Annotated in this window: 28 protein-coding genes; 22 read left to right on the forward strand and 6 right to left on the reverse strand. The window is 62.0% G+C overall.

Features of this window, described 5'->3' with window-relative positions; translation table 11 throughout:
* Nucleotides 1-39 precede the first annotated feature (39 nt).
* From iscR to RUGAMON1_RS00550, 11 genes are all read left to right on the forward strand, one after another.
* Nucleotides 40-516: a Fe-S cluster assembly transcriptional regulator IscR gene (gene iscR, locus RUGAMON1_RS00500; protein WP_008450513.1), complete on the forward strand. Its 477-nt coding sequence runs from the start codon at nucleotides 40-42 to the stop codon at nucleotides 514-516.
* A 26-nt stretch (nucleotides 517-542) separates the two neighbouring features.
* Nucleotides 543-1799 carry an IscS subfamily cysteine desulfurase gene (locus tag RUGAMON1_RS00505; protein ID WP_116987981.1) on the forward strand — a complete coding sequence of 419 codons (1257 nt, stop codon included), beginning with the start codon at nucleotides 543-545 and terminating at the stop codon, nucleotides 1797-1799.
* Nucleotides 1800-1832: 33 nt separating this feature from the next.
* Complete coding sequence (gene iscU, locus RUGAMON1_RS00510; protein ID WP_020702063.1) at nucleotides 1833-2222, forward strand: Fe-S cluster assembly scaffold IscU; 390 nt, start codon at nucleotides 1833-1835, stop codon at nucleotides 2220-2222.
* 45 nt (nucleotides 2223-2267) lie between these two features.
* A complete protein-coding gene (gene iscA / locus RUGAMON1_RS00515; protein ID WP_008450508.1) occupies nucleotides 2268-2591 on the forward strand; it encodes an iron-sulfur cluster assembly protein IscA in 324 nt (107 codons plus the stop codon).
* A gap of 6 nt (nucleotides 2592-2597) precedes the next feature.
* Nucleotides 2598-3113, forward strand: coding sequence for a Fe-S protein assembly co-chaperone HscB (gene hscB, locus RUGAMON1_RS00520; protein WP_445228665.1), 516 nt, complete (start codon nucleotides 2598-2600; stop codon nucleotides 3111-3113).
* A gap of 101 nt (nucleotides 3114-3214) precedes the next feature.
* Nucleotides 3215-5095, forward strand: a complete 1881-nt coding sequence (hscA, locus tag RUGAMON1_RS00525; RefSeq protein WP_445228666.1) for a Fe-S protein assembly chaperone HscA — start codon at nucleotides 3215-3217, stop codon at nucleotides 5093-5095.
* 20 nt (nucleotides 5096-5115) lie between these two features.
* The gene (gene fdx / locus RUGAMON1_RS00530; protein ID WP_445228667.1) at nucleotides 5116-5457 is read left to right on the forward strand and encodes an ISC system 2Fe-2S type ferredoxin; all 342 of its coding nucleotides are present in this window, start codon (nucleotides 5116-5118) and stop codon (nucleotides 5455-5457) included.
* 2 nt (nucleotides 5458-5459) lie between these two features.
* Nucleotides 5460-5654 (forward strand): Fe-S cluster assembly protein IscX, encoded by a 195-nt coding sequence (iscX, locus tag RUGAMON1_RS00535; RefSeq protein ID WP_116987985.1) that lies wholly within the window; start codon nucleotides 5460-5462, stop codon nucleotides 5652-5654.
* The gene (locus tag RUGAMON1_RS00540; protein ID WP_445228668.1) at nucleotides 5641-6531 is read left to right on the forward strand and encodes a class I SAM-dependent methyltransferase; all 891 of its coding nucleotides are present in this window, start codon (nucleotides 5641-5643) and stop codon (nucleotides 6529-6531) included. Before iscX ends, RUGAMON1_RS00540 begins: the two co-directional genes overlap by 14 nt.
* Before the next feature lie 21 nt (nucleotides 6532-6552).
* Complete coding sequence (gene ltaE, locus RUGAMON1_RS00545) at nucleotides 6553-7575, forward strand: low-specificity L-threonine aldolase (RefSeq protein ID WP_445228669.1); 1023 nt, start codon at nucleotides 6553-6555, stop codon at nucleotides 7573-7575.
* A complete protein-coding gene (locus RUGAMON1_RS00550; RefSeq protein WP_445228670.1) occupies nucleotides 7572-8318 on the forward strand; it encodes an rRNA pseudouridine synthase in 747 nt (248 codons plus the stop codon). Before ltaE ends, RUGAMON1_RS00550 begins: the two co-directional genes overlap by 4 nt.
* Here the strand turns inward: RUGAMON1_RS00550 and RUGAMON1_RS00555 are convergent, their stop codons facing one another.
* The 5 genes from RUGAMON1_RS00555 to RUGAMON1_RS00575 are packed head-to-tail and all read right to left on the reverse strand — an operon-like array spanning nucleotide 8319 to nucleotide 12789.
* The gene (locus RUGAMON1_RS00555; protein WP_445228671.1) at nucleotides 8319-10463 is read right to left on the reverse strand and encodes a prolyl oligopeptidase family serine peptidase; all 2145 of its coding nucleotides are present in this window, start codon (nucleotides 10461-10463) and stop codon (nucleotides 8319-8321) included.
* Between the two features lie 50 nt (nucleotides 10464-10513).
* Nucleotides 10514-11041: an RDD family protein gene (locus RUGAMON1_RS00560; protein WP_445228672.1), complete on the reverse strand. Its 528-nt coding sequence runs from the start codon at nucleotides 11039-11041 to the stop codon at nucleotides 10514-10516.
* Nucleotides 11031-11771, reverse strand: coding sequence for a DUF3106 domain-containing protein (locus RUGAMON1_RS00565; RefSeq protein WP_445228673.1), 741 nt, complete (start codon nucleotides 11769-11771; stop codon nucleotides 11031-11033). The genes RUGAMON1_RS00560 and RUGAMON1_RS00565 overlap by 11 nt, the downstream gene beginning before the upstream one ends.
* A gap of 50 nt (nucleotides 11772-11821) precedes the next feature.
* Complete coding sequence (locus RUGAMON1_RS00570) at nucleotides 11822-12223, reverse strand: DUF3619 family protein (RefSeq protein ID WP_445228674.1); 402 nt, start codon at nucleotides 12221-12223, stop codon at nucleotides 11822-11824.
* On the reverse strand, nucleotides 12220-12789 hold the full coding sequence (locus RUGAMON1_RS00575; protein WP_445228675.1) for an RNA polymerase sigma factor: 570 nt from the start codon (nucleotides 12787-12789) through the stop codon (nucleotides 12220-12222). The genes RUGAMON1_RS00570 and RUGAMON1_RS00575 overlap by 4 nt, the downstream gene beginning before the upstream one ends.
* 510 nt (nucleotides 12790-13299) lie before the next feature.
* On the opposite strand from RUGAMON1_RS00575, the gene RUGAMON1_RS00580 reads away from it, so the two are divergent.
* The 5 genes from RUGAMON1_RS00580 (at nucleotide 13300) to RUGAMON1_RS00600 (ending at nucleotide 17205) form a co-directional block, all read left to right on the forward strand.
* Nucleotides 13300-15042 (forward strand): acetolactate synthase 3 catalytic subunit, encoded by a 1743-nt coding sequence (locus tag RUGAMON1_RS00580; RefSeq protein WP_445228676.1) that lies wholly within the window; start codon nucleotides 13300-13302, stop codon nucleotides 15040-15042.
* 1 nt (nucleotide 15043) lies between these two features.
* Nucleotides 15044-15535 carry an acetolactate synthase small subunit gene (gene ilvN / locus RUGAMON1_RS00585; RefSeq protein ID WP_026334297.1) on the forward strand — a complete coding sequence of 164 codons (492 nt, stop codon included), beginning with the start codon at nucleotides 15044-15046 and terminating at the stop codon, nucleotides 15533-15535.
* Between the two features lie 31 nt (nucleotides 15536-15566).
* Nucleotides 15567-16583: a ketol-acid reductoisomerase gene (ilvC, locus tag RUGAMON1_RS00590; RefSeq protein ID WP_020702076.1), complete on the forward strand. Its 1017-nt coding sequence runs from the start codon at nucleotides 15567-15569 to the stop codon at nucleotides 16581-16583.
* Nucleotides 16584-16717: 134 nt separating this feature from the next.
* A complete protein-coding gene (locus RUGAMON1_RS00595) occupies nucleotides 16718-17002 on the forward strand; it encodes a ribbon-helix-helix protein, CopG family (RefSeq protein WP_445228677.1) in 285 nt (94 codons plus the stop codon).
* Between the two features lie 2 nt (nucleotides 17003-17004).
* Nucleotides 17005-17205, forward strand: coding sequence for a type II toxin-antitoxin system RelE/ParE family toxin (locus RUGAMON1_RS00600; protein ID WP_445228678.1), 201 nt, complete (start codon nucleotides 17005-17007; stop codon nucleotides 17203-17205).
* Between the two features lie 140 nt (nucleotides 17206-17345).
* Here the strand turns inward: RUGAMON1_RS00600 and RUGAMON1_RS00605 are convergent, their stop codons facing one another.
* Nucleotides 17346-18233 carry a prolipoprotein diacylglyceryl transferase gene (locus RUGAMON1_RS00605; protein WP_445228679.1) on the reverse strand — a complete coding sequence of 296 codons (888 nt, stop codon included), beginning with the start codon at nucleotides 18231-18233 and terminating at the stop codon, nucleotides 17346-17348.
* Between the two features lie 114 nt (nucleotides 18234-18347).
* Between RUGAMON1_RS00605 and RUGAMON1_RS00610 the strand changes: the two genes are divergently transcribed.
* The 6 genes from RUGAMON1_RS00610 (at nucleotide 18348) to aroQ (ending at nucleotide 24488) form a co-directional block, all read left to right on the forward strand.
* The gene (locus RUGAMON1_RS00610; RefSeq protein ID WP_445228680.1) at nucleotides 18348-18986 is read left to right on the forward strand and encodes an SGNH/GDSL hydrolase family protein; all 639 of its coding nucleotides are present in this window, start codon (nucleotides 18348-18350) and stop codon (nucleotides 18984-18986) included.
* Between the two features lie 92 nt (nucleotides 18987-19078).
* Nucleotides 19079-19846 (forward strand): SIMPL domain-containing protein, encoded by a 768-nt coding sequence (locus tag RUGAMON1_RS00615; protein ID WP_445228681.1) that lies wholly within the window; start codon nucleotides 19079-19081, stop codon nucleotides 19844-19846.
* A 69-nt stretch (nucleotides 19847-19915) separates the two neighbouring features.
* Nucleotides 19916-20683 (forward strand): SIMPL domain-containing protein, encoded by a 768-nt coding sequence (locus RUGAMON1_RS00620; RefSeq protein WP_445228682.1) that lies wholly within the window; start codon nucleotides 19916-19918, stop codon nucleotides 20681-20683.
* A gap of 103 nt (nucleotides 20684-20786) precedes the next feature.
* On the forward strand, nucleotides 20787-21659 hold the full coding sequence (gene pssA, locus RUGAMON1_RS00625; RefSeq protein WP_116987999.1) for a CDP-diacylglycerol--serine O-phosphatidyltransferase: 873 nt from the start codon (nucleotides 20787-20789) through the stop codon (nucleotides 21657-21659).
* A 58-nt stretch (nucleotides 21660-21717) separates the two neighbouring features.
* Nucleotides 21718-23265, forward strand: a complete 1548-nt coding sequence (locus tag RUGAMON1_RS00630) for a 2-isopropylmalate synthase (protein ID WP_445228683.1) — start codon at nucleotides 21718-21720, stop codon at nucleotides 23263-23265.
* A 68-nt stretch (nucleotides 23266-23333) separates the two neighbouring features.
* Nucleotides 23334-24488, forward strand: a complete 1155-nt coding sequence (aroQ, locus tag RUGAMON1_RS00635) for a gamma subclass chorismate mutase AroQ (protein ID WP_445228684.1) — start codon at nucleotides 23334-23336, stop codon at nucleotides 24486-24488.
* The last annotated feature ends 240 nt before the right edge of the window (nucleotides 24489-24728 follow it).

The raw sequence follows: 24728 nt of genomic DNA on the forward strand, positions 1-24728 counted from the left end.
ACAAGGTCGATATTTTAACCCAGTTGAACCGAGGTAGTGATGCGTCTGACCACCAAAGGCCGTTTTGCTGTGACTGCGATGATCGATCTGGCTTTGCGCCAAGGCAAAGGCCCGGTCACGCTCTCCGGCATCAGCCAGCGGCAAGCCATTTCGCTGTCCTACCTGGAGCAGTTGTTCGGCAAGCTGCGCCGCCACGAGATCGTCGAATCGATCCGTGGCCCGGGCGGCGGCTACAGTCTGGCGCGCCGCGCCGACAAGGTCACCGTGGCCGACATCATCATCGCCGTCGATGAGCCGCTCGATGCGACCCAGTGCGGCGGCAAGGAAAATTGCCACGGCGCGGACGCCGCCAGCGGCGCACGCTGCATGACCCACGAACTGTGGGCCACGCTGAACGAAAAAATGGTGGATTACCTGGATTCCGTGTCGCTGCAGGATCTGGTCGATCAACAGAAGCAAAAGAATGCTGAACAAAACGTGGTCGTGATGCACCGTAACCACGCCGCGCTTGGTTAAGAGAATTAAATAACGGAGTAACCCAGATGAACGCCCCTGAAAAAAACATCGCGCCAGTGAAGTTCCAGACCGCCCCGCATTTCCCGATCTACATGGACTACTCGGCCACCACGCCGATTGATCCACGCGTCGCCGACATGATGATTCCTTACCTGCGTGAGCAGTTCGGCAATCCGGCATCGCGCAGCCACATGTACGGCTGGACCGCGGAAAAGGCAGTGGAAGAGGCGCGCGGCCACGTCGCCGCCCTGGTCAATGCCGACCCGCGCGAAATCATCTGGACCTCCGGCGCCACCGAATCGAACAACCTGGCGATCAAGGGTGCCGCCCAGTTCTACAAGACCAAGGGCAAGCACATCATCACCGTCAAGACCGAGCACAAGGCAGTGCTGGACACGGTGCGCGAACTGGAGCGCCAGGGCTTCGAGGCGACCTATCTGGAACCGCAGGACAACGGCCTGATCACCATCGAGCAGCTGACCGCCGCGATCCGCCCGGACACCATCCTGATCTCCGTCATGCTGGTCAATAACGAAATCGGCGTGATCCAGCCGATCGACGAAATCGGCGCGCTGTGCCGCTCGAAAGGCATCATCTTCCACTGCGACGCCGCGCAAGCGACCGGCAAGCTGGTGATCGACCTGCAAAAAACCAAGGTCGACCTGATGACCTTCACCGCGCACAAAACCTACGGCCCTAAAGGCGTGGGCGCGCTGTACGTCTGCCGCAAGCCGCGCGTGCGCATCGAAGCGCAAATGCACGGCGGCGGCCACGAGCGCGGCCTGCGCTCCGGCACCCTGCCTACCCACCAGATCGTCGGCATGGGCGAAGCCTTCCGCCTGGCCAAAGTGGAAATGGACAGCGAGATCACCCGCATCAAGGGCCTGCGCGACCGCCTGGCCAAGGGCCTGCAAGAGATCGAAGAAACCTACATCAACGGCGACATGGAACACCGTGTGCCGCACAACTTGAACGTCAGCTTCAACTACGTCGAAGGCGAGTCGCTGATCATGGCCGTGAAAGACCTGGCCGTGTCGTCCGGTTCGGCCTGCACCTCGGCTTCGCTGGAGCCATCGTATGTGCTGCGCGCGCTGGGTCGCAGCGACGAGCTGGCGCACAGCTCGATCCGTTTCACCATCGGCCGCTTCACCACCGAAGAGGACATCGACTTCGCCATCAACCTGATGAAGTCCAAGGTACACAAACTGCGTGAGCTGTCGCCACTGTGGGACATGTTCAAAGAAGGCATCGACATCAGCTCGATCCAATGGGCAGCCCACTAATTTTTAAGTTACAGAAAATACAGGAGCACCAAAATGGCTTACTCGGAAAAAGTGTTGGACCACTACGAAAATCCACGCAACGTGGGCGCGTTCGAAAAGGGCGATGACAGCGTTGGCACCGGCATGGTCGGAGCACCGGCTTGCGGCGACGTGATGAAGCTGCAAATCAAGGTCGGCGCCGATGGCCTGATCGAAGATGCGAAGTTCAAGACCTACGGCTGCGGTTCGGCTATCGCTTCCAGCTCGCTGGTGACCGAATGGGTCAAGGGCAAGACGCTGGATCAGGCGCTGGCCATCAAGAACACCCAGATCGCTGAAGAACTGGCGCTGCCGCCGGTGAAAATCCACTGCTCGATCCTGGCGGAAGACGCCATCAAGGCAGCGGTACTGGACTACCAGACCAAGCACCCAGTCGCGGCCTAAGTCTGTTTTACACCGGCGGCCATCGCCGCCGGTACGGAGAATCAAATGGCAATCACCCTGACCGAAAAAGCAGCCAAGCATATCAACCGCTACATCGAACGCCGTGGTAAAGGCGTCGGTCTGCGTTTTGGCGTGCGCACCACCGGCTGCTCGGGCCTGGCCTACAAGCTGGAATACGTGGACGAAATCGCGGAAGAGGACAGCGTCTTCGAATCGCACGGCGTCAAGGTATTCGTCGATCCGAAAAGCCTGCCGTACATCGACGGCACCGAGCTCGATTTCGCGCGCGAAGGCTTGAACGAAGGCTTCAAGTTCCATAACCCGAACGAGAAAGACGCTTGCGGTTGCGGCGAAAGCTTCCGCATCTGATAAGCCATGCAAAATCACTTTGAGCTGTTCAATCTGCCGCAGCAGTTTGCCGTAGACGCGGAGGCGCTGGACAGCGCCTACCGCGACGTGCAGGGCCGCGTCCATCCCGACAAGTTCGTCAATGCCACCGACGCCGAAAAGCGCGTCGCCATGCAGTGGGCCACCCGCGCCAACGAAGCCTATCAGACCCTGAAGAATCCGCAGAAGCGCGCGCAGTACCTGTGCGAGCTCAATGGCGTCGATTTGCAGACCGAGTCGAATACGGCGATGCCGATGGCCTTCCTGATGCAGCAGATGGAATGGCGCGAAGAACTGGGCGACGCCCGCGCCGCCAAGGACAGCGACGCGCTGGAAGCGCTGGACAAGCAGCTGCGCAACGAACGCAAGGCGCGGCTGGCGGCGATCGAAACGCAGATCGATGCCGGCGACTTCCACGCGGCGGCGCAAGGCGTGCGCGCGTTGATGTTCCTTGAAAAATTCGGCGAAGAAGTCCGCTTCGCCTTTGAAGCAATCGAAGCCTGAGAGGTTTTGGGGTCAGTTCCGGCATTGTGCCACGCGTGGCACAATGCCGGAACTGACCCCAAAACCTCCTCAGCAGACAAGATAAGAATACAGGTCCATCCATGGCACTTCTGCAAATTTCCGAACCAGGCATGTCCACCGCACCGCACCAGCATCGGCTGGCGGTCGGTATCGACCTGGGCACCACCAATTCGCTGGTCGCCACGGTGCGCAACAGCATTCCAGAAGTGCTGAACGATGAGGATGGCCGCTCGCTGCTGCCGTCCGTGGTGCGCTATCTGCCGAACGGCCATGCCAACATCGGCTACAAGGCGCAAGCAGCGCAGACCACCGATCCGAAGAACACCATCGTTTCCGTCAAGCGCTTCATGGGCCGCGGCCTGGCCGATATCGCCTATGCGGAAAACATGCCCTACGATTTCCAGGACACCCCTGGCATGGTGCAGCTGAAGACCATCGCCGGCGTCAAGAGTCCGGTCGAGATCTCGGCACAGATCCTGGCCACGTTGCGCCAGCGCGCCGAAGATTCGCTGGGCGACGATCTGGTGGGCGCGGTCATCACCGTGCCCGCTTACTTCGACGACGCGCAGCGCCAGGCCACCAAGGATGCGGCGCAACTGGCCGGCATCAACGTGCTGCGCCTGCTGAGCGAGCCGACCGCCGCCGCCATCGCCTACGGCCTGGATAATGGTTCGGAAGGTCTGTACGCAGTTTACGACCTGGGTGGCGGTACTTTCGATATCTCCATCCTCAAGCTGAGCAAGGGCGTGTTCGAGGTGCTGTCCACCGGCGGCGATTCTGCGCTGGGCGGCGACGACTTCGACCACCGCCTGTTCTGCTACATCCACCAGCAGGAAAAACTGGCGCCGTTGTCGGATGAAGACACCGCTGTGCTGATGGTCAAGGCGCGCGAAGCGAAAGAGCAGCTGTCGACCAAGAACGATGTGACCGTCGACGCGATCCTCGGCTCCGGCGAAGAAGTGCATCTGAAGATCACCGCCGAGACCTTTCAGGAGATCACCAAGCACCTGATCGACAAGACCATGAAGGCCATCAAGAAGGCGCTGCGCGACGCTAATGTCGATGCGGACGACGTCGATGGCGTGGTCATGGTCGGCGGCGCGACGCGCATGCCGCACGTGCAGCGCGCGGTCAGCGAATACTTCCACACCATCCCGCACGCGAACATCGACCCGGACAAGGTCGTGGCGCTGGGCGCGGCGGTGCAGGCCAATCTGCTGGCCGGCAATCGCGCGCCAGGCGACGACTGGCTGCTGCTGGACGTGATCCCGCTGTCGCTGGGTATCGAGACGATGGGCGGCCTGGTCGAGAAGATCATTCCGCGTAACTCGACCATCCCGTGCGCCCGCGCGCAGGAGTTCACCACCTTCAAGGATGGCCAGACCGCACTGGCGGTGCATGTGCTGCAAGGCGAGCGTGAGCTGGTGTCCGATTGCCGTTCGCTGGCGCGCTTCGAGCTGCGCGGCATCCCGCCGATGGTGGCCGGTGCCGCGCGCATCCGCATCACGTATCAAGTGGATGCGGACGGCTTGCTGTCGGTGTCCGCGCGCGAGCTGCGCTCCGGCGTGGAAGCGTCGATCATCGTCAAGCCAGCCTACGGCCTGGGGGACGACGACGTCGCGCGCATGCTGCAGGATTCGTACAAATCGGCCGATACCGACATGGTCGCCCGCGCATTGCGCGAAGAGCAGGTCGAGGCCGAGCGCATCATGCTGGCCACGCAATCGGCGCTGGACGAAGACGCATCCTTGCTGAGCGACGAAGAACGCGCAGCGGTCGACGTATTGATGAACAAGGTGCGCGACGTGGTCGCCCAGTCGCAGACCGGCGCTGTCGATCACGCGGCAGTGAAGTCCGCCGTCGAAGCGCTGGCCAACGGCACCGAAGAATTCGCATCGCGCCGCATGGATCGCAGCGTGCGCAGCGCACTGGCCGGCAAGACGCTGGACCAGGTAGTTTAAAACAAACCTAGAGGTTACAAGTGCCACAAATCGTATTCCTGCCCCACGCAAAACTGTGCCCGGACGGCGCCGTCGTCGAAGCCGAAGTTGGCAAGACCCTGTGCGACATCATGCTCGAAAATGACATCAACATCGAGCACGCCTGCGAGAAGTCCTGCGCCTGCACCACCTGCCACGTGCTGGTGCGCGAAGGCTTCAACTCGCTGAGCGAAGCCAGCGAAACCGAAGAAGACCTGCTGGACAAGGCCTGGGGCCTGGAAGCCGTGTCGCGCCTGTCGTGCCAGGCCGTGGTGGCGAACGAAGACCTGGTCGTCGAGATCCCGAAATACACCATCAATCACGCAAGCGAAGGCGGGCACTGATTATGAAATGGACTGACATCACCGCGATTGCGGAAGCGCTCTACGATAAGCACCCGGACATTGATCCGCTGACTATCCGCTTCACTGATCTGCACAACTGGATCGTCGATCTCGAAGAGTTTGACGACGACCACTCGCGCGGCGGTGAAAAAGTCCTTGAAGCGGTTCAGCAGGCGTGGATCGATGAAGCCAAGTAAGCAAACGACCAAGATCGGCGCCACCGTCACCGGCGCCGACAACATGCCGGAAATCCGCGAAGGCCAGACCGTCGCGCTGCTGCAAGAGCTGCACATCCTGACCCGCGACGGCAAGATGAACCAGGACAGCCGCCGCAAGCTGAAACAGGTCTACCACCTGTACCAGTTCATCGAGCCGCTGTTGAAGGAAGTGCTGGCCGAGAAGGAGAGCGTATCGCTGGTCGATCACGGCGCCGGCAAGTCCTACCTCGGCTTCATCATCTACGACCTGTTCTTCAAGGCGTTGGGCGACAACTCGCACATCTACGGCATCGAAACCCGCGAAGAGCTGGTGGCGCGTTCGCAGGAACTGGCCAAGCAGTTCAAGTTCCCCGGCATGTCCTTCCTGCCGCTGTCGGTAGCCGAGTCCACCGAATCGAAGCTGCTGCCGGACCAGATCGACGTCGTCACCGCGCTCCACGCCTGCAACACGGCGACCGACGACGCCATCCACTTCGCGCTGAAGAAGAAGGCCAAGTACATGGTGCTGGTGCCGTGCTGCCAGGCGGAAGTCGCCTCGGTGCTGAAGAAGAACAAGGGCAAGTCGCTGGCCAAGTCCGCGCTGACCGAGATCTGGCGTCATCCGATTCACACGCGCGAATTTGGCAGCCAGATCACCAACGTGCTGCGCTGCCTGCAACTGGAGGCGCACGGCTACCACGTCAACGTGACCGAGCTGGTAGGCTGGGAGCACTCGATGAAGAATGAGCTGATCATCGCCACGTACAAAAACCTGCCGCGCCAGCGACCATCGGAGCGTTTGCAGGAAGTGCTGGAGACATTGGGGCTGGAAGAGATGGGCAACCGCTTCTTTACCGAGCAGGTAGCAAAACAGTAAATCAACAAGGGTGATGGAACGATGAGTGAGCTGAACGAAAAATGGTTGGACCTCCGCAGCGACACCGTCACCCGCCCCAGCGCGGCGATGCGCGCCGCGATGAACGCAGCGGACGTCGGCGACGATGTCTACGGCGATGATCCGACCGTCAACCGCCTGCAGGAATACACGGCCGACTTGTTCGGCTATGAGGACGCGCTGTTCGCGCCCTCCGGCACGCAGAGCAATCTGCTGGCGTTGCTGGCCCACTGCGGCCGCGGCGACGAATACCTGGTCGGGCAGGAAGCCCATACCTATCGCTACGAAGGCGGCGGTGCGGCGGTGCTGGGCAGTATCCAGCCGCAACCCATCATCAATCAACCCGATGGCAGCATCGCGCTGGACGACATCGCAGCCTACATCAAGCCGGACGATTTCCACTTCGCGCGTACCAAGCTGCTGGCGTTGGAAAACACCATCGGCGGCCGCGTGCTGGGTCTCGACTACCTGAAGCAGGCGACCACGCTGGCGCACGAACGCGGCCTGGCCACGCACCTCGACGGCGCGCGCGTCTGCAACGCCGCCGTCAAGTTGGGCGTGAGCCCGCGTGCCGCCGTGGCGGGCTTCGATTCCGTTTCGGTGTGCCTGTCCAAAGGCCTGGGCGCGCCGATCGGCTCCGTCCTGTGCGGCAGCAAGCCGCTGATCGCGGAGGCCAAGCGCTGGCGCAAGATGCTGGGCGGCGGCATGCGCCAGGCCGGCATGATCGCGGCGGGTGGCATGTACGCCTTGCAGCACAATTTCGAGCGGCTGGCGGAAGACCATGACAACGCCACTTACTTCGCGAGCGAACTGGCCAAGCTGAAAGGCCTCAAGGTCAGCACGCCGCAAACCAATATTTTCTACGTCGATATCCCGGCCGATACCTGCCGTGCTTTGAACGACGTGCTGCAACTGACCCGCATACGCGTATCGATGTCGCCGCACCTGCGCATCGTCACGCACATGGATGCATCGCGCGAGGACATCGACCGCGCCATTACCGTTTTTGGAGATTTCTTCGGATGACCGATACCACCACCACTGATAACAGCATCCGCCTGGCCAAGCGCCTGTCGGAGATGCGCCCTTGCTCGCGCCGCGAAGCCGAACTCTATATCGAGGGCGGTTTCGTCAGCGTCGATGGCGTTGTGGTGGAAGAGGCGGGCGCCCGCGTGACGATGGAACAGCAGATCGAAGTCGCACCGGACGCCACGCTGCTGGAGATCCTGCCGGTGACGATCCTGCTGCATAAGCCGGTGGGCGCCAACGGTGGCATCGGCAAGGACGGCTCGCCAGCGGTGCACCTGCTGAACCCCGCTTCGCTGACGCGTTCCGCACCGGGCCAGCGCTTCCTCAAGCGCCACCTGGTCAACCTGACCTTGACCACTCCACTGGAGACGCATGCCAGCGGTCTGCTGGTGTTCACGCAGGACTTCCGCGTCAGCCGCAAGCTGGTCGACGAAGCGTCCAAGATCGAGCACGAGATCATCGCCGAGGTGACCGGCACCATCATGGAAAACGGCCTGGCGCTGTTGAACCACGGCCTGCCGTTCAACGGCAAGCCGCTGCCGCCGATGAAGGTCAGCTGGCAGAACGAGAACCGCCTGCGCTTCGCGCCGAAGAATCCCAAGCCGGGCCAGATCGAACATATGTGCAAGCTGGTTGGCCTGACCGTGGTGTCGCTCAAGCGCATCCGCATTGGACGCATCGCGATGTCTAGCCTGCCGGTAGGCGAGTGGCGCTACCTGCAGGATCACGAACGTTTCTGATTACTTCGCAGTGGTCTGCGACAAAATGAAGGCGTAGGTATCGGCCGATTCCGCATCCTGCTGCGCGCGGGTTGAGCCCATGCCGTGGCCGGCGTCGAAGTCCACCCGCAGTATCACCGGCTTGCCGCTGGCCGTCGCCGACTGCAGGCGCGCCGCCATCTTCGCCGGATGGAACGGCGCCACGCGCGGATCGGTCACGCCGGTGGTCAGCATGATGGCCGGGTACTTCGTGCCGTCGACCACTTGCTGATAGCTGTCGATGCTCTTCAGCGCCTTGAAGCCGGCCGGATCGGCAATCGCTCCCCACTCAGGTTCCTCGCCGTAGCCATTCTGCTCCGCCACGTAGCGCAGTGGATTGTGCCAACCCACTCCCGATACCACCGCCGCAAACAGGTCCGGACGCTCCTCCAGCGCGCGGCCCATGGTGATGCCGCCGGCCGAGCGGCCGCCGATCGCCAGATGCTCAGGCGAGGTGTAGCCTTTTGCATTCATGTCTTCGCACACGGCGATCAGGTCACGCCAGGTATTCGGTTTGTTTTCCAGCTGGCCGGCGCGGTGCCACTGCCGTCCGAACTCGCCGCCGCCGCGCACATTGGCGTAGCCGATGACGGCGCCCTGATCGGCCAGTGCCAGCGTGCGGCCCGCGAACGAGGGCGTGTACGCGGCCGAGCCGTAGCTGCCGTAGGCGGAGACGAAGGCCGGATTCTTGCCGTCCATCTTCAGGCCTTTTTTGTAGATCAGGCTATACGGGATCTGCGTGCCATCCTTGGCGGTGGCGTAGCGGCGCTCGGTGGTGTAGGCGCTGGTGTCGATGGCCGGCTTCGGCGTGATGCCGGTGTCGGTCATCTTGCCGTCGGCGCCCACGCTCCAGATGCCGGCCGGTTCCAGCCAGCCGGTCAGCGTGGTCAGCACGCCCGGGGCGTTAGGATCGGACTCGATGCCGCGCAGCGTGCCTTCGAAGGGCAGGGCGATGGTGGTCAGCTTGCCGTCGTTGCCCAGGCGTTGCAGCGTGCTCGGGCCGCCGTCCATCGCCCGCAGGTACAGGCCGTCCTTGGCGCGCGCCATGCCTTGCAGGACCAGCTTCGACTCGGCCACCACTTCGCTTGCCTTGGCCAGCGATGGCGCGCTGGCCGAGGTTTTCAGCAGGCGTCCGCGCGGATGGTCCTTGGTCGACAGCAGGTACAGGTCGTCGCCGTCCAGGTCCACGTCAGTGACTTCGTCGGCGAAGTCGGCCACCTGCCGCCATTTGGCCTTGCCCTTGATGACGTCGCGCAGCGGCGCGGCGTAGATGCGTTTTTCGGGACGCACGTCGGCCAGTATCAGCAGCGCGGTGGCCGAGTGCAGCGAAGTGCCGATGTACGGCGACTGGATTTTTTCATACGCGATTGCAGGATCGAGGCCGCGCTTCATCAGCAGCGGGTCCTTGGCCGGATCGCCGCCCAGCTTGTGGAAGCGGGCCACCGAATCGAGATAGCGTTCCGGCGTGTTGTTCTTGCCGGTCAGCTGATTGTAGAAGAAGCCGGAGCTGTCGTCCAGCCAGCTGGGATTGGCGCCCTGCGTGTCGGCGATGCGTTCCTTGAGGATGGCGCCGGTGCGCACGTCCATGATCTGCAGCACGGAGTCTTCGCTGCCGTCCTTGGACAGGCCGTAGACCAGCTTGCTGCCGTCCGGCGAGGCCTGCCACCAGTCCAGCGAGACGTGGCTGGTCTTGGTGTCGAGTTTGGTCGGATCGACCAGCACGCGATCCTTGCCGCTGTTTTTGCCAACCTCGCGCACGAACAGCTTGAAGTTGTTGGCGCCGGCGGGACGCTGCTGGTAGAACAGGCGGGCGCCGGCCTTCTGTACGCGCGCCGGCGTGGCCACGTCGCCGGACAGTTGCTGGATGCGGGCCAGCAGCACATCGCGCTTGGGCAGCGCGTCGAGCACGCCGCGGGCGTGGGCGTTCTGTTGTTTGAGGTAGGGCAGCCAGTCGGGGTCTTTGTCGTTTTCCATCCAGCGGTAGCGGTCGACCACGGCTTCGCCGAAGTAGGTGTCGCTGACTGGTTCAACCCGCGCCACCGGCGCGGCGGGAATGTCGGCCGCGAACGCGGCGGAGACTGACAGGGCGAGGGCCGCCCCGTACATCGTGCAAACAACTTTACTCATTTGTACCCCCTGTGGCGAAAGGCTTATTCTGCCACAGAAGATTGCAAGAATTACACCGCCGGCACGGCCTTCTTTTTCTTTTCCGGCGGCGGCAGCTGGACCAGGCGGGTGCCTGTCAGTTTGTCGTGCAGGAACTGGCGATCCTTGTCGAGGAAGGCCGTCAGCGACCACAGCAGGATGCCAGCGCCGACCGCGCCCAGCGCCTGCCATTTGTGCAGGTCCAGCACCAGCGACACCAGCAGCGCCGGCAGCACCCACATCCAGCTCAGCAGGTAGCGCACGGCGGCCGCCTGCAGCGAAAGGTGGTTGTGGCCGGGGCGTACGACTTTCAGGCGCCAGGTCTTCATCGCCAGCGTCTGGCCGTCGCGGCTCCACTGGTGGATGAAGTAGGCGCCCAGCACCAGGAAGGCCAGCGCCTGGCGCATGTGCTCCAGGGTAGGCGTATGGTTGCCGTGGACGGCGACTTCAAAGATCAGGAAGGGCAGGAACAGCACCGCGAAACCCAGCAGGGTTTCGTAGACCATCGAGATCAGACGGCGTTTGACGGTGGGGATGGTGACAGCCGGATTATTTGACATTGCTGGTGGCGGGTGGAGCAGGCGGCACAGGCGTGGAAGCGGCTGGCGCGATCACCGGCGCTATGTTCGATGCGTTGGGGATGGGCGCGCCGGTGGCGGGATCGATGGCAGGCGCGGCGGCAGGCGCGCCGCCTGCGGTGGCCGTCGTTGCAGGCGGCGCCGTGGAAGGGCCGGCGCCGGTGGTCGGCACGGCCGGCTTGATCGGCGCCACGGTTTTCATCTTGCTCTGGGTCGGCGTCGGCAGGTTGGCGACTTGCTTCTTCGTGGCCGCCTTGGCCGCCAGTTCCTTTTTCTGCTCTTCAGGCAGCTGCTGGTACGACTCCCACTGCGTGGATTTCTGCGACGGATCGATCTTTTGCGCGCGGGTGAAGTTTTGGCGCACCTGGCGGCGTTCTTCCGGCGTCATCTTGACCCATTCGCGCATGCGTTCCTGCACGCGGGCCTGCTCGTCCGGCTTCATCGACGCGTAGCGCTTGACGATGCCCAGCCATTTTTGCTTGCGGATCGGCTCCATCTGGTCCCATTCAGGGGCCAGCGGCTCCAGCGCCTGCTGTTGCTCAGGCGTCAAATCCTTCCACATGGTTTTTTCCGCCGACTTGGCCGACGCGCGTTTGCCCGCTGCGCCCGGCTGCGCGCCGGAAGCGGAAGAACTCGACGCTGCTGGCTGGGCTGGCGTTTCCGACCGGCCACAGCCGACCAGCGCCGCGCTTGCCGCTGCTATCGCTAACACCACCACCGTTCCAGCGCCCCATTTTGCGCGACCGCTCAATGCCATGCTGGTTACTCGCTTTGGGTCAGGTAGGCGTTAAAACCGTGGTCCAGATAGGCGGACAACGGCAATTCGTCCGACAGCACGGCGGCGTCGAGCTCGGCCAGGTCGGCCACGCGCTGCTCCTGCTCGTACTGGTAGATGCCGGCCAGGCCGCCGACCAGCACCAGCAATGGCAACGCCACGCTCATGCGGGTCATCCAGCTGAACGAGAAGAAGCCGGTGCCGGCGCCCGCCAGTGCATTCTTGCTGACGCGTACCTTCAGCGGCGCTTCCACATGGGCTTTCTTGCGGGCGAGCGCCAGCTTGCGCGCTTGCGCCAGGCGATCGGTGGTCGATGCGGGCAGATCGTCCAGGTGCTCATTGAGCGCGTGGCGCACCTTGTAGGCGAAATTCAGATCGTCGGTGTTCATAGTGTTATTCCCTTGGCTTTTAGCGATTCGGCGAGCGTATGTGTTGCGCGTGAGCAATGTGTCTTCACGCTCCCCTCGGAACATCCCATCGCTTCGGCTGTTTCAGCCACGTCCATGTCCTGCCAATAACGCATAAGGAAGGCTTCCCGTTGACGCGCTGGAAGCTTTTGTACCTCGGCATCGATCAGCGCCAGCATCTGCTGGCGCTCGATCTTGTCCGCGCTGGACTCGGAGGCTTCGGAACCCTCTTCGGCGGCGTACGATTCGAGCATGTCGAAATCATCATGGTCGCCGCCGGAAGGGCCCATGCCAGAGAACAGGCTGACCCAGGTGTTGCGGACCTTTTCTCTGCGGAAATAATCGAGGATGGTGGTTTGCAGGATGCGCTGGAACAGCATCGGCAGCTCGGCGGCCGGCTTGTCGCCGTATTTCTCGGCGAGCTTGATCATCGCGTCCTGCACGATGTCCAATGCGGACTCGTCCTTGCGCACTGCATAGACGGCTTGTTTAAAGGCACGCCGCTCGACGTTTTCGAGAAAGTCGGATAATTCTTTGTCTGTGGCCATGCGTCGGGTGTGGATACTGCCGGGAAAGCCGGCGCTGGGCCGCTAGGGGGCGGCTCGTGAACTGAGCGCATGCTAGCAAAAATTAGCCATTTCTGCATGGTTTTTGCAGCTTTGACGGTGCAAAATGTACCGCAATCTGCATTTTTTCGATATTTCCCTTGCCCAAACGGGGCCGCCGGGTGTACCGTATGGGACGCTTTGAACACCCCGAAGCTCTATGGTCTGGTCGCAGCTGGCACACAACGCCGCAATCGACGAGACGCGCTTTCATATGTCAGCAGTTTGCTCTAACCCGTGCCACAAGCGCGAGAGGTACGCAGAACCGCTACAGACAGATCCAGCCAAACGAGAGTTTGCAGCTAGCACTGCTTTGCACGTCACTACGGTTGACGGAAGAGGCAGGTGTGACTGCAGAAAAAAAGGGAAGCAGGGCAATGCTGTAGAGGTGGGCCTACTTCGTTAGGAAAGAGCATCCGATCAATCTCCTATGGACCTTGAAAGGAATGTTTCATGAATACCGAAGCAACCGCATCACAAGGAGCGAACACGCTCACAGGCGCTGAAATACTGGTGCGCTGCCTGGCCGAGGAAGGCGTAGAACACGTCTTTGGCTATCCGGGCGGAGCCGTACTGTATATCTACGACGCCATCTTCAAGCAAGACAAATTCCAACACGTCCTCGTGCGTCACGAACAGGCCGCAGTGCATGCCGCCGATGCGTACTCGCGCAGCTCGAACAAAGTTGGTGTCGCGCTGGTCACGTCCGGTCCGGGCGTCACCAATGCCGTGACAGGTCTTTCCACCGCTTACATGGATTCCATCCCCATGGTCGTGATCTCGGGCCAGGTGCCTAGCCACGCCATCGGCCAGGATGCCTTCCAGGAATGCGACACGGTCGGCATCACCCGCCCGGTCGTCAAGCACAATTTCCTCGTCAAAGACGTCAAGGATTTGGCGGAAACCGTCAAGAAAGCCTTCTTCATCGCCCGCACCGGCCGTCCAGGCCCTGTGCTGGTCGACATCCCGAAGGATATCTCGATGCACAAGACGACGTACTCGTACCCGAAAGAGGTCGAGATGCGTTCGTACAAACCGGTCGACAAGGGCCACTCCGGCCAGATCCGCAAGGCGGTCCAACTGCTGCTGCAAGCCGAACGTCCGATGATCTACACCGGCGGCGGCGTGATCCTGGCCAATGCCTCGCCCGAGCTGAACAAGCTGGTCGACAAGCTGGGCTTCCCGGTCACCAACACGCTGATGGGCCTGGGCGCCTACAAAGCGTCGAGCGAGAACTTCGTCGGCATGCCCGGCATGCACGGCACCTACGAAGCGAACATGGCGATGCAGCACTGCGACGTCCTGATCGCCATCGGCGCCCGCTTCGACGACCGCGTGATCGGCAACCCGAAACACTTCGCTTCCAACCCGCGCAAGATCATCCACGTGGACATCGATCCATCGTCGATCTCCAAGCGCGTGAAAGTCGACATCCCTATCGTCGGCAACGTCAAGGACGTGCTGATCGAATTCCTGGCCCAGCTCGACGCTGCGGACGCCAAGCCGAACGTGCCTGCGGTCAAGGACTGGTGGAAGCAGATCAACGAATGGCGCGGCAAGGACTGCCTGAAGTTCGCCTCGTCGGAGCTGGTGATCAAGCCGCAAGCCGTGGTGCAGAAGCTGTGGGAAGTGACCAAGGGCGACGCCTTCATCACCTCCGACGTCGGCCAGCACCAGATGTGGGCCGCGCAGTACTACCCGTTCGACAAGCCTAAGCGCTGGGTCAACTCGGGCGGCCTGGGCACGATGGGCGTGGGCCTGCCGTACGCCATGGGCGTGCAGATGGCCAACCCGGACGCCACCGTCGCCTGCATCACCGGCGAAGGCTCGATCCAGATGTGCATCCAGGAACTCGCGACCTGCAAGCAATACCATCTGACGCCGAAGATCATCATGTTGAACAACCGCTTCCTGGGCATGGTTCGCCAGTGGCAGCAGATCGACTACGGTTCGCGCTATTCCGAGTCCTACATGGATTCGCTGCCGAACTTCGAGAAGCTGGCGGAAGCCTACGGCCACGTCGGCATGCGCATCGAGAAACCGGGCGACGTCGACGGCGCGATGCGCGACGCCTTTGGCATGAAAGACAAGCTGGTCTTCATGAACTTCATTACCGATCAATCGGAAAACGTCTGGCCGATGGTGAAAGCGGGCAAAGGGCTCTCTGAAATGCTGTTGGGTTCGGAGGACTTATAAGATGCGACACATTATCTCTGTCTTGCTGGAAAACGAAGCCGGCGCGCTGTCGCGCGTGGTGGGCCTGTTCTCTGCCCGTGGCTACAACATTGAAACGCTGACCGTGGCGCCGACCGAAGACGCGACGCTGTCGCGGATGACCATCGTCACCACCGGTTCGGACGACATCATCGAACAGATCACCAAGCACCTCAACCGTTTAATTGAAGTGGTGAAGGTGGTCGATCTGACCGAAGGCCAGCACATCGAACGCGAGCTGATGCTCATTAAAGTGCGCGCGGTCGGCAAGGAGCGTGAAGAGATGAAGCGCACTGCGGATATCTTCCGTGGCCGCATCATCGACGTCACCGAGAAGACCTACACGATTGAACTGACCGGCGCCAAGACCAAGCTCGACGCGTTCATCGATTCGATCGACCGCGCCTCCATCCTGGAGACGGTACGTACCGGCGGTTCCGGCATCGGACGCGGCGAACGCATCCTCAAAGTTTAAACAAATTCAAAAATACTACTAAGGAAATACCATGAAAGTTTTCTACGACAAAGACGCTGACATCTCCCTGATCAAGGGCAAAAACGTTGCCATCATCGGCTACGGTTCGCAGGGCCACGCCCACGCGCAGAACCTGAGCGATTCCGGCGTCAACGTGACCGTCGGCCTGCGCAAGGGTGGTGCTTCGTGGAACAAGGTTGAGAAAGCCGGCCTGAAAGTGGCGGAAGTGAACGATGCGGTCAAGGCCGCCGACGTCATCATGATCCTGCTGCCGGACGAGAACATCGCCCAGGTCTACAACGAAAACATCGCTCCGCACGCCAAGCAAGGCGCGGTACTGGCCTTCGCCCACGGCTTCAACGTGCACTACGGCCAAGTCGTGCCACGCGCCGACCTGGACGTGATCATGGTCGCACCTAAGGCCCCAGGCCACACCGTGCGCGCCACCTACACCCAGGGTGGCGGCGTGCCGCACCTGATCGCCGTGTACCAGGACAAGTCCGGCATCGCCCGTGACATCGCCCTGTCGTACGCATCGGCCAACGGCGGCGGCCGTGCCGGCATCATCGAAACCAACTTCCGCGAAGAGACCGAAACCGACCTGTTCGGCGAACAGGCTGTTCTGTGCGGTGGCGCGGTCGAGCTGATCAAGGCCGGCTTCGAAACCCTGACCGAAGCGGGCTACGCTCCGGAAATGGCTTACTTCGAATGCCTGCACGAACTGAAGCTGATCGTCGACCTGATCTATGAAGGCGGCATCGCCAACATGAACTACTCGATCTCGAACAATGCCGAATACGGCGAGTACGTGACCGGTCCTAAGGTTGTGACCTCGGCCACCAAAGACGCGATGCGTCAGTGCCTGAAAGACATCCAGACCGGCGAGTACGCCAAGTCCTTCATCCTGGAAAACAAGGCAGGCGCTCCGACCCTGATCTCGCGTCGTCGCCTGACGGCCGAGCATCCGATCGAAGAAGTCGGCGCCAAACTGCGCGCCATGATGCCTTGGATCGCCAAGAACAAGATGGTCGACCAGTCGAAGAACTAAGCTTTATCTTCGTCACGAAAAAGCCGGCATTGATTGCCGGCTTTTTCTATTCAAATTCTGCCGGCACTACGCTTGATGGATCGCGTGCGGATGTAGCACAAGTGTGCTACATTAAAGTGTGAAAAGGAGCTGCCATGTCTACCACGACGATACGATTGCCGGAAGAGTTGAAAGCGCGCGTTGCCAATGCTGCCGAACGTGCAGGTAAGACGACCCACAGCTTTATCCTCGAAGCCATCGCTGAAAAGGCGGAGTTGGAGGAGCAGCGTGCGGGCTTCGACGTCGAGGCCGACGCGCGCTTTGCCAGGCTGCTTGAAACCGGAAAGTCCATTCCCTGGGCTGACATGCGCGGGTATCTTGAAGAGCGCGTCGCGGGGCTGTCGGCGCAACGTCCGGTCGCAAAAAAACGCCGGGGCTGAAAATGACGCGCGTCGAACTGGCACCTGAGGTTGCCGAGGATTTCGACCGCATCATCGAGCATCTCGCGCAGTCTGCCTCCGCCGACGCTTCCGCGCGTATTAATGAAATTGTCCAGGCAATCGAAGTTCTGGCGCACAACCCACTGATCGGCAGGCCAACGGCCGGAGGCAAACGCGAACTCGTCATTGGCCGCAAAGGCTGAGGATATGTCGCGCTATACCGTTTCGTCGACAAGATCGATACCGTGTACGTACTCGGCATCCGTAGTCAGCGCGAAGCGGGCTATGCGCGATAATTCTGTTTATACGATATAGATGATATAAATAATTTTTCGACCCAGCCTCAGCTTCTGGAAATGGCGCGCGCCGATGGGCGCAGACTCAGGATCAATGTGCCGATCGCGCCCAGTACGATCAGTGTAACGGCGATTATTTCCGCCTGCGTGGCATGCAGGCCGGCGACATTGAACAAGGGATTGACCCGGATCTGCTCGATCAGCAGGCGCTCGACGCCGGCCAGCATCAGATACACCGAGAACAGCCAGCCGATGCGGAACGCATGCTTGCGCAGCGCCCACAGCAGCGCGAAGCACAGCAGCGCCATCGCGGTTTCATAGATCGGCGTCGGATACACGCCGGGCAGGGCGATCAGCTCGCCGTAGATGTTGTTGTCGTAGGTTTGCGCCCACAGCCAGGTCGGCAGCCAGTCCGGCTTGAGCGCCATATTGGCCGCGATGCCCCAGTCGCCGTCGCCCGACACTTGGCAGCCGATGCGGCCGATGGCATAGCCGATCATCATCGCCGGCGCCGCCGCGTCCAGCAGCGGACGCACCGGCAAGCGCCAGCGCCGCACGCACACCATGCCGGCCAGCGTGCCCACGATCAGCCCGCCGAAAATGCTCAAGCCCGAGCGCGTGAAGATCATGCTCATCGGATCGGCGGCAAACTGGTCGGTGTGCTCCAGGATGTGAAACAGGCGAGCACCGAATATGCCGGCCACCAGCACCACCATCGTCAGGTCGCTGACCACGTCCTGCGGCGGTGCCTCGCGGCCGCGCACGCGCGCCGGTCCGATCCGGCCTGCCTGGTACAGGCGCTTGAGCTCGGCCCGCAGCAGCGCGCCCGCCGCCAGCGCGCCCAAGGCCACGAACAGTCCGAAGGTCGCCAGCGGCAGCGGCAGCTCATAGCCGGTCCAGGCCTTGATCACATCACTCAAATACGGATACGACATGTCAGCTTTCAAAAGAGGAGTCCGGCGGAACTTTAGCACAAGGGACTTTGTTGCGAACATCCGGCGAATGATATGCTGGCGGACGTTTGCTTTCTCTGGAAAGGTTGATACGCGATGGCCGCAAAACATGTGCTGTGTTACGGGGACTCGATGTCCTGGGGGATTATTCCAGGGAGCAGGCAACGCCACCCGCATGACAAGCGGTGGACTGGCATCCTTCAGCAACTGCTGGGCAATGACGTCCGCGTGATCGAAGAATGCCTGAACGGGCGGACCACCGTCTGGAACGATCCCTTCCGCCCCGGCCGAAACGGCAAGGACCTGCTGCTGCCCATCTTGCACTCGCACGCGCCGATCGACCTGGTCATCATCTTCCTCGGAACGAACGATCTGCAATCCGTCTATGGCGTGGGCGCCTATGAATCCTCGCTCGGCGCCGGCGTGCTGGTCGACATGGTCCAGGGATGCCGCGCGGAGCCGATGCTGGTGGCGCCCCAGGTGCTGCTGGTCGCGCCGCCGCGAATCGTCAGGGTGGCTGGAACCATGGTGGAAAAATTCCACGGCGCGGAGGAAAAGTCGACCCACTTCACGCGCTGCTACGCGCGCATCGCCGAAGAGCGCGGCTGCGGGTTCCTGGATGCGGCGGAGTTCATTCAGCCTAGCGAAACCGATGGCGTCCATCTTGACGAACCACAGCACCGGCAACTGGCGGAGGCGCTGCATCACCGGGTGCTGGACATGCTGGACCGCTGACGATTGTTACAAACACTCACTATGTCTTACATATCTTGTAGGTAATTTCAGGTAAAGTTCGCCTTGTTGTAATTTTAACTTTGGAGCCCGCAATGACCGTCATGAAAACAATCGCCGCAGCCGCTGCCGCCTCCTTTGCGCTCGCCGCGCACGCCGCCCCGCTTGAATCGCTGCCGACCTCCGGCACGCTGGTCGTGGTGCCGGCCTTCGGCGAAGTCAAGCACGCCAATGATCAAGCCGTCGCCACGCTGGCGATCGAAGAGCAGGACAAGGACAAGGCCGCCGCCGCTTCGCGCGTCAACCTGAAAATGAAGCAGGGCCTGGACATCGTCAAGAAAGAAGACCCCAGCGCCAGCCTGAAAACCCAGGGCTACTACACCTATCCGGTCTATCCCGAGGAACGTCCAACGATCAATGGCCAGCCGTCCAAGCCGCGCGTGCCGACCGCCTGGCGCGTGGGCCAGTATCTGCAAGTGACCACCACCAACCTGGAGAAGCTGCCGAAAACCGTGGCCGCCGCCCAGAAGATCCTGACCCTGAACGGCCTGCAATTCGGCCTGACGCCGGAAACCACGCGCCAGCTGGACGACCAGCGCATCGCCGCTACCTATAAAAACCTGAACGAGCGCATCAACTCGATCGCCAGCGCGATGGGCCGCAAGGTCGGCGACGCCGTGCTCGACACGGTCGACTTCGAAGGCTCGGGCAACTACGCCCAGGAACGCATGGGCGGCGCACCGGCGCCGATGATGATGCGCTCGGCCAAGATGTCGGACGCCGCCGACGTGGCTGAACCGAGCTTCGAGCCGGGCGAAACCACGCTGCAAATGAACCTGGTGGGCAAAGTTCGCTTCAAGTAATGCCCGCTGCGCGGCGGCGCATGTTGATGTACAGTTACGATTGCCTTTCTATTAATCCCGGAGATCGTAATGACTGCATTGAAACACCTGGCCGCCGCCGTGATCGCCGCCTTCGCGCTGTCCGCGCAGGCCGCGCCGCTGGAATCCCTGCCAACCAACGGCGCCCTGATCGTGGTGCCGGCTTTCGGCGAAGTCCGCCACGTCAACGACCAGGCCATCGTCACGCTGACCGTCGAGGAAGTCGACAAGGACAAGGCCGCCGCGGCGTCCCGCGTCAACCAGAAAATGAAGCAGGGCCTGGAGATCGTCAAGCAGGAAGATCCGCAGGCCAGCCTGAAAACCCAGGGCTACTACACCTACCCGGTCTATCCGGAAGAACCGGCCCCGGTGCCTGGCCAGCCGCGCAAGCCGCGCGTGCCGACCGCCTGGCGCGTGGGCCAGTCCCTGCTGGTGACCACCACCAACCTGGCGGGCCTGCCGAAGACCGTCGCCGCCGCGCAGCGCATCATGGCGCTGAGTAATCTGCAGTTCGGCCTGACACCGGAAACCACCCGCAAGCTCGACGACCAGCGCATCGCCGCCACCTACACCAACCTGAACGAGCGCATCAACTCGATCGCGCACGCGATGGGCCGCAAGCTCAGCGACGCCGTGCTGGACACGGTCGATTTCGAAGGCTCGGGCAATTTCGTCGACCGCGTCAGCATCACCGGTTCGCGCGTGATGGCGGCGCCGGCGGCGGCCTACGCCACGTCCGAGGCGGTGGTCGAGCCGAGCTTTGAAGCGGGCGAAACCACGCTGCAAATGCGCCTGGTGGGCAAAGTGCGCTTCAAGTAAGCAAACATGGGCAGAATGGGGGATGGCGCGCCATCCCCTTTTTTATGGTCGGCTCCTCTATAATGACGAAGCAACATGACCAGCTAATCAGAAACGGAACCCCATGGCCAAATTCCCCCGTCGCCGAGCCAAGAATGGCGCAGCCCAAGGCAAAACGCCGCAGATGTCGCGCTTTAGCCGCTTTGCGCGCCGCGCCAGGGGCGAGGACCTCGACCGGCCGCGCCATCGCGGGATCTATCTGCTGCCGAACGCCTTCACCACCGCCGCGCTGTTCTGCGGCTTCTACGCCATCGTCATGGCGATGAACCAGAAATTCGAACACTCCGCCTGGGCCATCTTCATCGCCATGGTGCTCGACGGCCTGGACGGCCGCGTCGCCCGCCTGACCAACACCCAGAGCGAATTCGGCGCCCAGTACGACTCGCTGTCGGACATGGTGTCCTTCGGCGCCGCGCCGGCGCTGGTGATCTACGAATGGTCGCTGCGCGGCTTGGGCAAGCTGGGCTGGATCGCCGCCTTCGTCTACTGCGCCGGCGCCGCGCTGCGCCTGGCCCGCTTCAACACCAATATCGAAGTAGTCGACAAGCGCTTCTTCCAGGGCCTGCCGTCGCCGTCGGCCGCCGCGCTGGTGGCCGGCTTCATCCTGCTGATGGTGGACCAGGAAGTGCCGGGCCTGCAACTGAGCTGGGTCTCGTGGAGCATCGCCGTGTTCGCCGGCCTGACCATGGTGACCAATGTGCCGTTCTACAGTTTCAAGGACGTGAACTTCCGCAAGTCGGTGCCGTTCATCGCGGTGTTCCTGATCGCGCTGGTGTTCGCGCTGGTGTCGATCGATCCGCCCAAAGTGCTGTTCCCGATCTTCATCGCCTACGGCCTGTCGGGTTACGTGGTGTCGGCGTGGCGGCTGGCCAAGGGCAAGAAGGTCAGCCTGATCCAGACCGACGAACACACCGACGACCCCAGCGAGCGCCGCTAAACAAGAGGGCGGCAGGCCCTGAGAATTCAAGCAACGAAGCATCAGCCACGGAGCTATCATGAGCAACTCATCCAACCGCCTCATCATCTTTGACACCACCTTGCGCGACGGCGAGCAATCGCCTGGCGCGTCGATGACCAAGGACGAAAAAGTCCGCATCGCCAAGCAGCTGGAGCGCTTGCGCGTCGACGTCATCGAGGCCGGTTTCGCGGCCGCCTCGCAAGGGGATTTCGAGTCCATCAAGGCGATCGCCTCGGTGGTGCGCGAATCGACCATCTGCTCGCTGTCGCGCGCCAACGACCGCGACATCGCGCGCGCCGCCGAAGCGCTGGCGCCGGCAGAACGCAAACGCATCCACACCTTCATCGCCACCTCCAAGCTGCACATGGAGATGAAGCTGCGCATGCTGCCCGACCAGGTGCTGCTGCAAGCGCGCAATGCGGTGCGCTACGCCCGCCAGTTCACCGACGACATCGAATTCAGCCCGGAAGACGGCAGCCGCTCGGACGAGGACTTCCTGTGCCGCGTGCTGGAAGGCGTGATCGAAGAGGGCGCGACCACCATCAACTTCCCGGATACGGTGGGCTATGCGGTGCCGGAGATCTTCGGCGAAACCATCCGCCGCCTGCGCGAGCGCATCCCCAATTCCGACAAGGCGGTGTGGTCGGTGCACTGCCATAACGACCTGGGGCTGGCCGTGGCCAACTCGCTGGCCGGCGTGATGATAGGCGGCGCGCGCCAGATCGAATGCACCATCAACGGCCTGGGCGAACGCGCCGGCAACACCGCGCTGGAAGAAGTGGTGATGGCGCTGCGCACCCGCAAGGCTTACTACAACCTGGAGGTCGGCATCGACACCACGCAGATCGTCGCCGCCTCCAAGATGGTGTCGCAGATTACCGGCTTCGCCGTGCAACCCAACAAGGCGGTGGTGGGCGCCAACGCGTTCGCGCACGCCTCCGGCATCCACCAGGACGGCATGCTGAAATCGCGCGAGACCTACGAGATCATGCGCGCCGAAGACGTGGGCTGGGCCGCCACCAAGATCGTGCTGGGCAAGCTGTCGGGCCGCAACGCCTTCAAGCAGCGCCTGCAGGAACTGGGCATCGACCTCGATTCGGAAGCGGAGGTCAACGCCGCCTTCGTCCGCTTCAAGGAGCTGGCCGACCGCAAGTCCGAGATCTTCGACGAGGACATCCTGGCGCTGGTGTCGGACGAAGAGCAATCGCATGAGAGCGAGTACTACCGCTTCCTGTCGCTGTCGCAGCAGTCGAACACCGGCCAGACGCCGAGCGCGAAAGTGGTGTTCTCGATCGACGGCGAGGAGCATGCCTCCGAAGGCAAGGGCGATGGCCCGGTCGACGCCACCGTCAACGCCATCGAATCCGAAGTTGGCAGCGGCGCCGAGCTGGTGCTGTTCTCGGTCAACGCGATCAGCACCGGCACCCAGTCGCAGGGCGAGGTGACGATGCGCTTGTCGAAGGAAGGCCGCATCGTCAACGGTGTCGGCGCCGATCCGGACATCATCGTCGCTTCGGCCAAGGCTTATCTGTCGGCGCTGAACAAGCTGCACTCGAAGATCGAGCGCGTCAATCCGCAGCCCTGATGCAGGTGCGTACGCCCTATACCTGTTGCATGAGGCTTGTCGCCTTGCTTGGGCTGCTGCTAGCCTGCATGGCGGCCAGCGCCCAGGCCGACATCGGGCTTGCGGGATTGGAACCCTTGCGGCTGGCGATCGATCAGCGCCTGCTGCTGGCGCCAGCCGTGGCGCGCGCCAAGTGGAATGTGCAGGCACCGATTGAAGACTCGGGACGCGAAGCGCAAGTCATCCAGACAGCGGTGAAGGAGGGCAATGGACTTGGCCTTTCCAGTACGTGGGTCGAGACGGTGTTTCGTGCGCAGATCGAAGCATCGAAAACCGTGCAGCGGGAATTGTTCGCCCAATGGCGCGCGCAGCAGGCCGGCAAGTTTGATGACGCTCCCGATCTCGCCAAAACCGTACGCCCCGAACTCGACCGGCTCACCACGCAGCTGTTGCGGTCCATGGCCGACAATCAGGCCTTGCTGAACGACGAGACGCGAAAAGACGACGTCACCCGATTCATGCGCTCGCTTGAGGCAAGGGCACTGAGTCCGCATGCTGTTATGCAAGCGATAGCGCCATTCTCCGCGCCTGCCCCGGCCGAACCCGTCCAGCAAGTGGCGGTGGCGGGCACCAAAGATCCCGACTGGAAGCCGTACCGGAAAATGCTGGACGGTTTAAACGCGTTCGATCAATACCACGCGCTGGCGCCAAAGGCCGAGCTGAAATTCATCTTGCGTCCACAGCAGCCCAACCTGACTCTGGCCGATGTAAAGCTGCGCATCGTGGGCGACAGCACCAATATCGAGCTCCCGATCGCGGCCGACTACACCTTCTCGGTGCCGCGCGACGAGTCGGCCGCCAAGGACGATGCCGACTTGCGGCTCAACAGCAAGAAGGGTTTGTTCCGCTGGCGCCCGGACATTCACACGGCCGGTCTTCCCGCAGGGACGCGCCGGCTGGGCGATCTGCGCCTGGAGTGCGAAGTGCGCTGGGCGGTCGATAAGTTTGACGCCTCGTTTATCAAGCTGGCCTACATTGTTCCGTTGGGCGGGGTTTGCCACTCGTCCAGAAGCCGTGTTTTCTTCACCACCGCGACCCCGATCGCAGGCGCCACGCTGGTATCAGGCGCCCGCCGCGAAAAATTGCCGGCAGAGCGTCTGAGCGTGACGGACCCCACCCGCTACGCGCCGCCGCTGCACGACCAAAGCTGGCCGGATGACACGCTGGTGGAATTTGATTTCTGATGGAAGACTCTCAAAGGAGTACTAATTGAATAGCGACAGATTTACGGGATATTGCATCCTTGCGGCAGCAGCGATGATCGGTGCGGCTCTGGTCTATCACGCTCAGTGTGGACGGTATCAATTCCGTGCATCGACTCCGCCTGGTATCGTTTGGGTCCTTGATACCTTCACAGGCGAGGTGAAAGTAACAAGCAGCTGGAAAACGGATTCACGGTAACAAGCCGGTAGCCGGCATTCAGT

Source organism: Duganella rhizosphaerae, from assembly GCF_040364205.1.
Lineage (GTDB): Bacteria > Pseudomonadota > Gammaproteobacteria > Burkholderiales > Burkholderiaceae_D > Rugamonas > Rugamonas rhizosphaerae.

Excerpts from the sequence above, each read along its gene's own strand:
- iscR (WP_008450513.1), top strand. The coding sequence starts at position 40 with ATGCGTCTGACCACCAAAGGCCGTTTTGCTGTGACTGCGATGATCGAT.
- RUGAMON1_RS00505 (WP_116987981.1), top strand. The coding sequence starts at position 543 with ATGAACGCCCCTGAAAAAAACATCGCGCCAGTGAAGTTCCAGACCGCC.
- iscU (WP_020702063.1), top strand. The coding sequence starts at position 1,833 with ATGGCTTACTCGGAAAAAGTGTTGGACCACTACGAAAATCCACGCAAC.
- iscA (WP_008450508.1), top strand. The coding sequence starts at position 2,268 with ATGGCAATCACCCTGACCGAAAAAGCAGCCAAGCATATCAACCGCTAC.
- hscB (WP_445228665.1), top strand. The coding sequence starts at position 2,598 with ATGCAAAATCACTTTGAGCTGTTCAATCTGCCGCAGCAGTTTGCCGTA.
- hscA (WP_445228666.1), top strand. The coding sequence starts at position 3,215 with ATGGCACTTCTGCAAATTTCCGAACCAGGCATGTCCACCGCACCGCAC.
- iscX (WP_116987985.1), top strand. The coding sequence starts at position 5,460 with ATGAAATGGACTGACATCACCGCGATTGCGGAAGCGCTCTACGATAAG.
- RUGAMON1_RS00540 (WP_445228668.1), top strand. The coding sequence starts at position 5,641 with ATGAAGCCAAGTAAGCAAACGACCAAGATCGGCGCCACCGTCACCGGC.
- ltaE (WP_445228669.1), top strand. The coding sequence starts at position 6,553 with ATGAGTGAGCTGAACGAAAAATGGTTGGACCTCCGCAGCGACACCGTC.
- RUGAMON1_RS00550 (WP_445228670.1), top strand. The coding sequence starts at position 7,572 with ATGACCGATACCACCACCACTGATAACAGCATCCGCCTGGCCAAGCGC.
- RUGAMON1_RS00555 (WP_445228671.1), bottom strand. The coding sequence starts at position 10,463 with ATGAGTAAAGTTGTTTGCACGATGTACGGGGCGGCCCTCGCCCTGTCA.
- RUGAMON1_RS00560 (WP_445228672.1), bottom strand. The coding sequence starts at position 11,041 with ATGTCAAATAATCCGGCTGTCACCATCCCCACCGTCAAACGCCGTCTG.
- RUGAMON1_RS00570 (WP_445228674.1), bottom strand. The coding sequence starts at position 12,223 with ATGAACACCGACGATCTGAATTTCGCCTACAAGGTGCGCCACGCGCTC.
- RUGAMON1_RS00575 (WP_445228675.1), bottom strand. The coding sequence starts at position 12,789 with ATGGCCACAGACAAAGAATTATCCGACTTTCTCGAAAACGTCGAGCGG.
- RUGAMON1_RS00580 (WP_445228676.1), top strand. The coding sequence starts at position 13,300 with ATGAATACCGAAGCAACCGCATCACAAGGAGCGAACACGCTCACAGGC.
- ilvN (WP_026334297.1), top strand. The coding sequence starts at position 15,044 with ATGCGACACATTATCTCTGTCTTGCTGGAAAACGAAGCCGGCGCGCTG.
- ilvC (WP_020702076.1), top strand. The coding sequence starts at position 15,567 with ATGAAAGTTTTCTACGACAAAGACGCTGACATCTCCCTGATCAAGGGC.
- RUGAMON1_RS00595 (WP_445228677.1), top strand. The coding sequence starts at position 16,718 with ATGTCTACCACGACGATACGATTGCCGGAAGAGTTGAAAGCGCGCGTT.
- RUGAMON1_RS00600 (WP_445228678.1), top strand. The coding sequence starts at position 17,005 with ATGACGCGCGTCGAACTGGCACCTGAGGTTGCCGAGGATTTCGACCGC.
- RUGAMON1_RS00605 (WP_445228679.1), bottom strand. The coding sequence starts at position 18,233 with ATGTCGTATCCGTATTTGAGTGATGTGATCAAGGCCTGGACCGGCTAT.
- RUGAMON1_RS00610 (WP_445228680.1), top strand. The coding sequence starts at position 18,348 with ATGGCCGCAAAACATGTGCTGTGTTACGGGGACTCGATGTCCTGGGGG.
- RUGAMON1_RS00615 (WP_445228681.1), top strand. The coding sequence starts at position 19,079 with ATGACCGTCATGAAAACAATCGCCGCAGCCGCTGCCGCCTCCTTTGCG.
- RUGAMON1_RS00620 (WP_445228682.1), top strand. The coding sequence starts at position 19,916 with ATGACTGCATTGAAACACCTGGCCGCCGCCGTGATCGCCGCCTTCGCG.
- pssA (WP_116987999.1), top strand. The coding sequence starts at position 20,787 with ATGGCCAAATTCCCCCGTCGCCGAGCCAAGAATGGCGCAGCCCAAGGC.
- RUGAMON1_RS00630 (WP_445228683.1), top strand. The coding sequence starts at position 21,718 with ATGAGCAACTCATCCAACCGCCTCATCATCTTTGACACCACCTTGCGC.
- aroQ (WP_445228684.1), top strand. The coding sequence starts at position 23,334 with ATGGCGGCCAGCGCCCAGGCCGACATCGGGCTTGCGGGATTGGAACCC.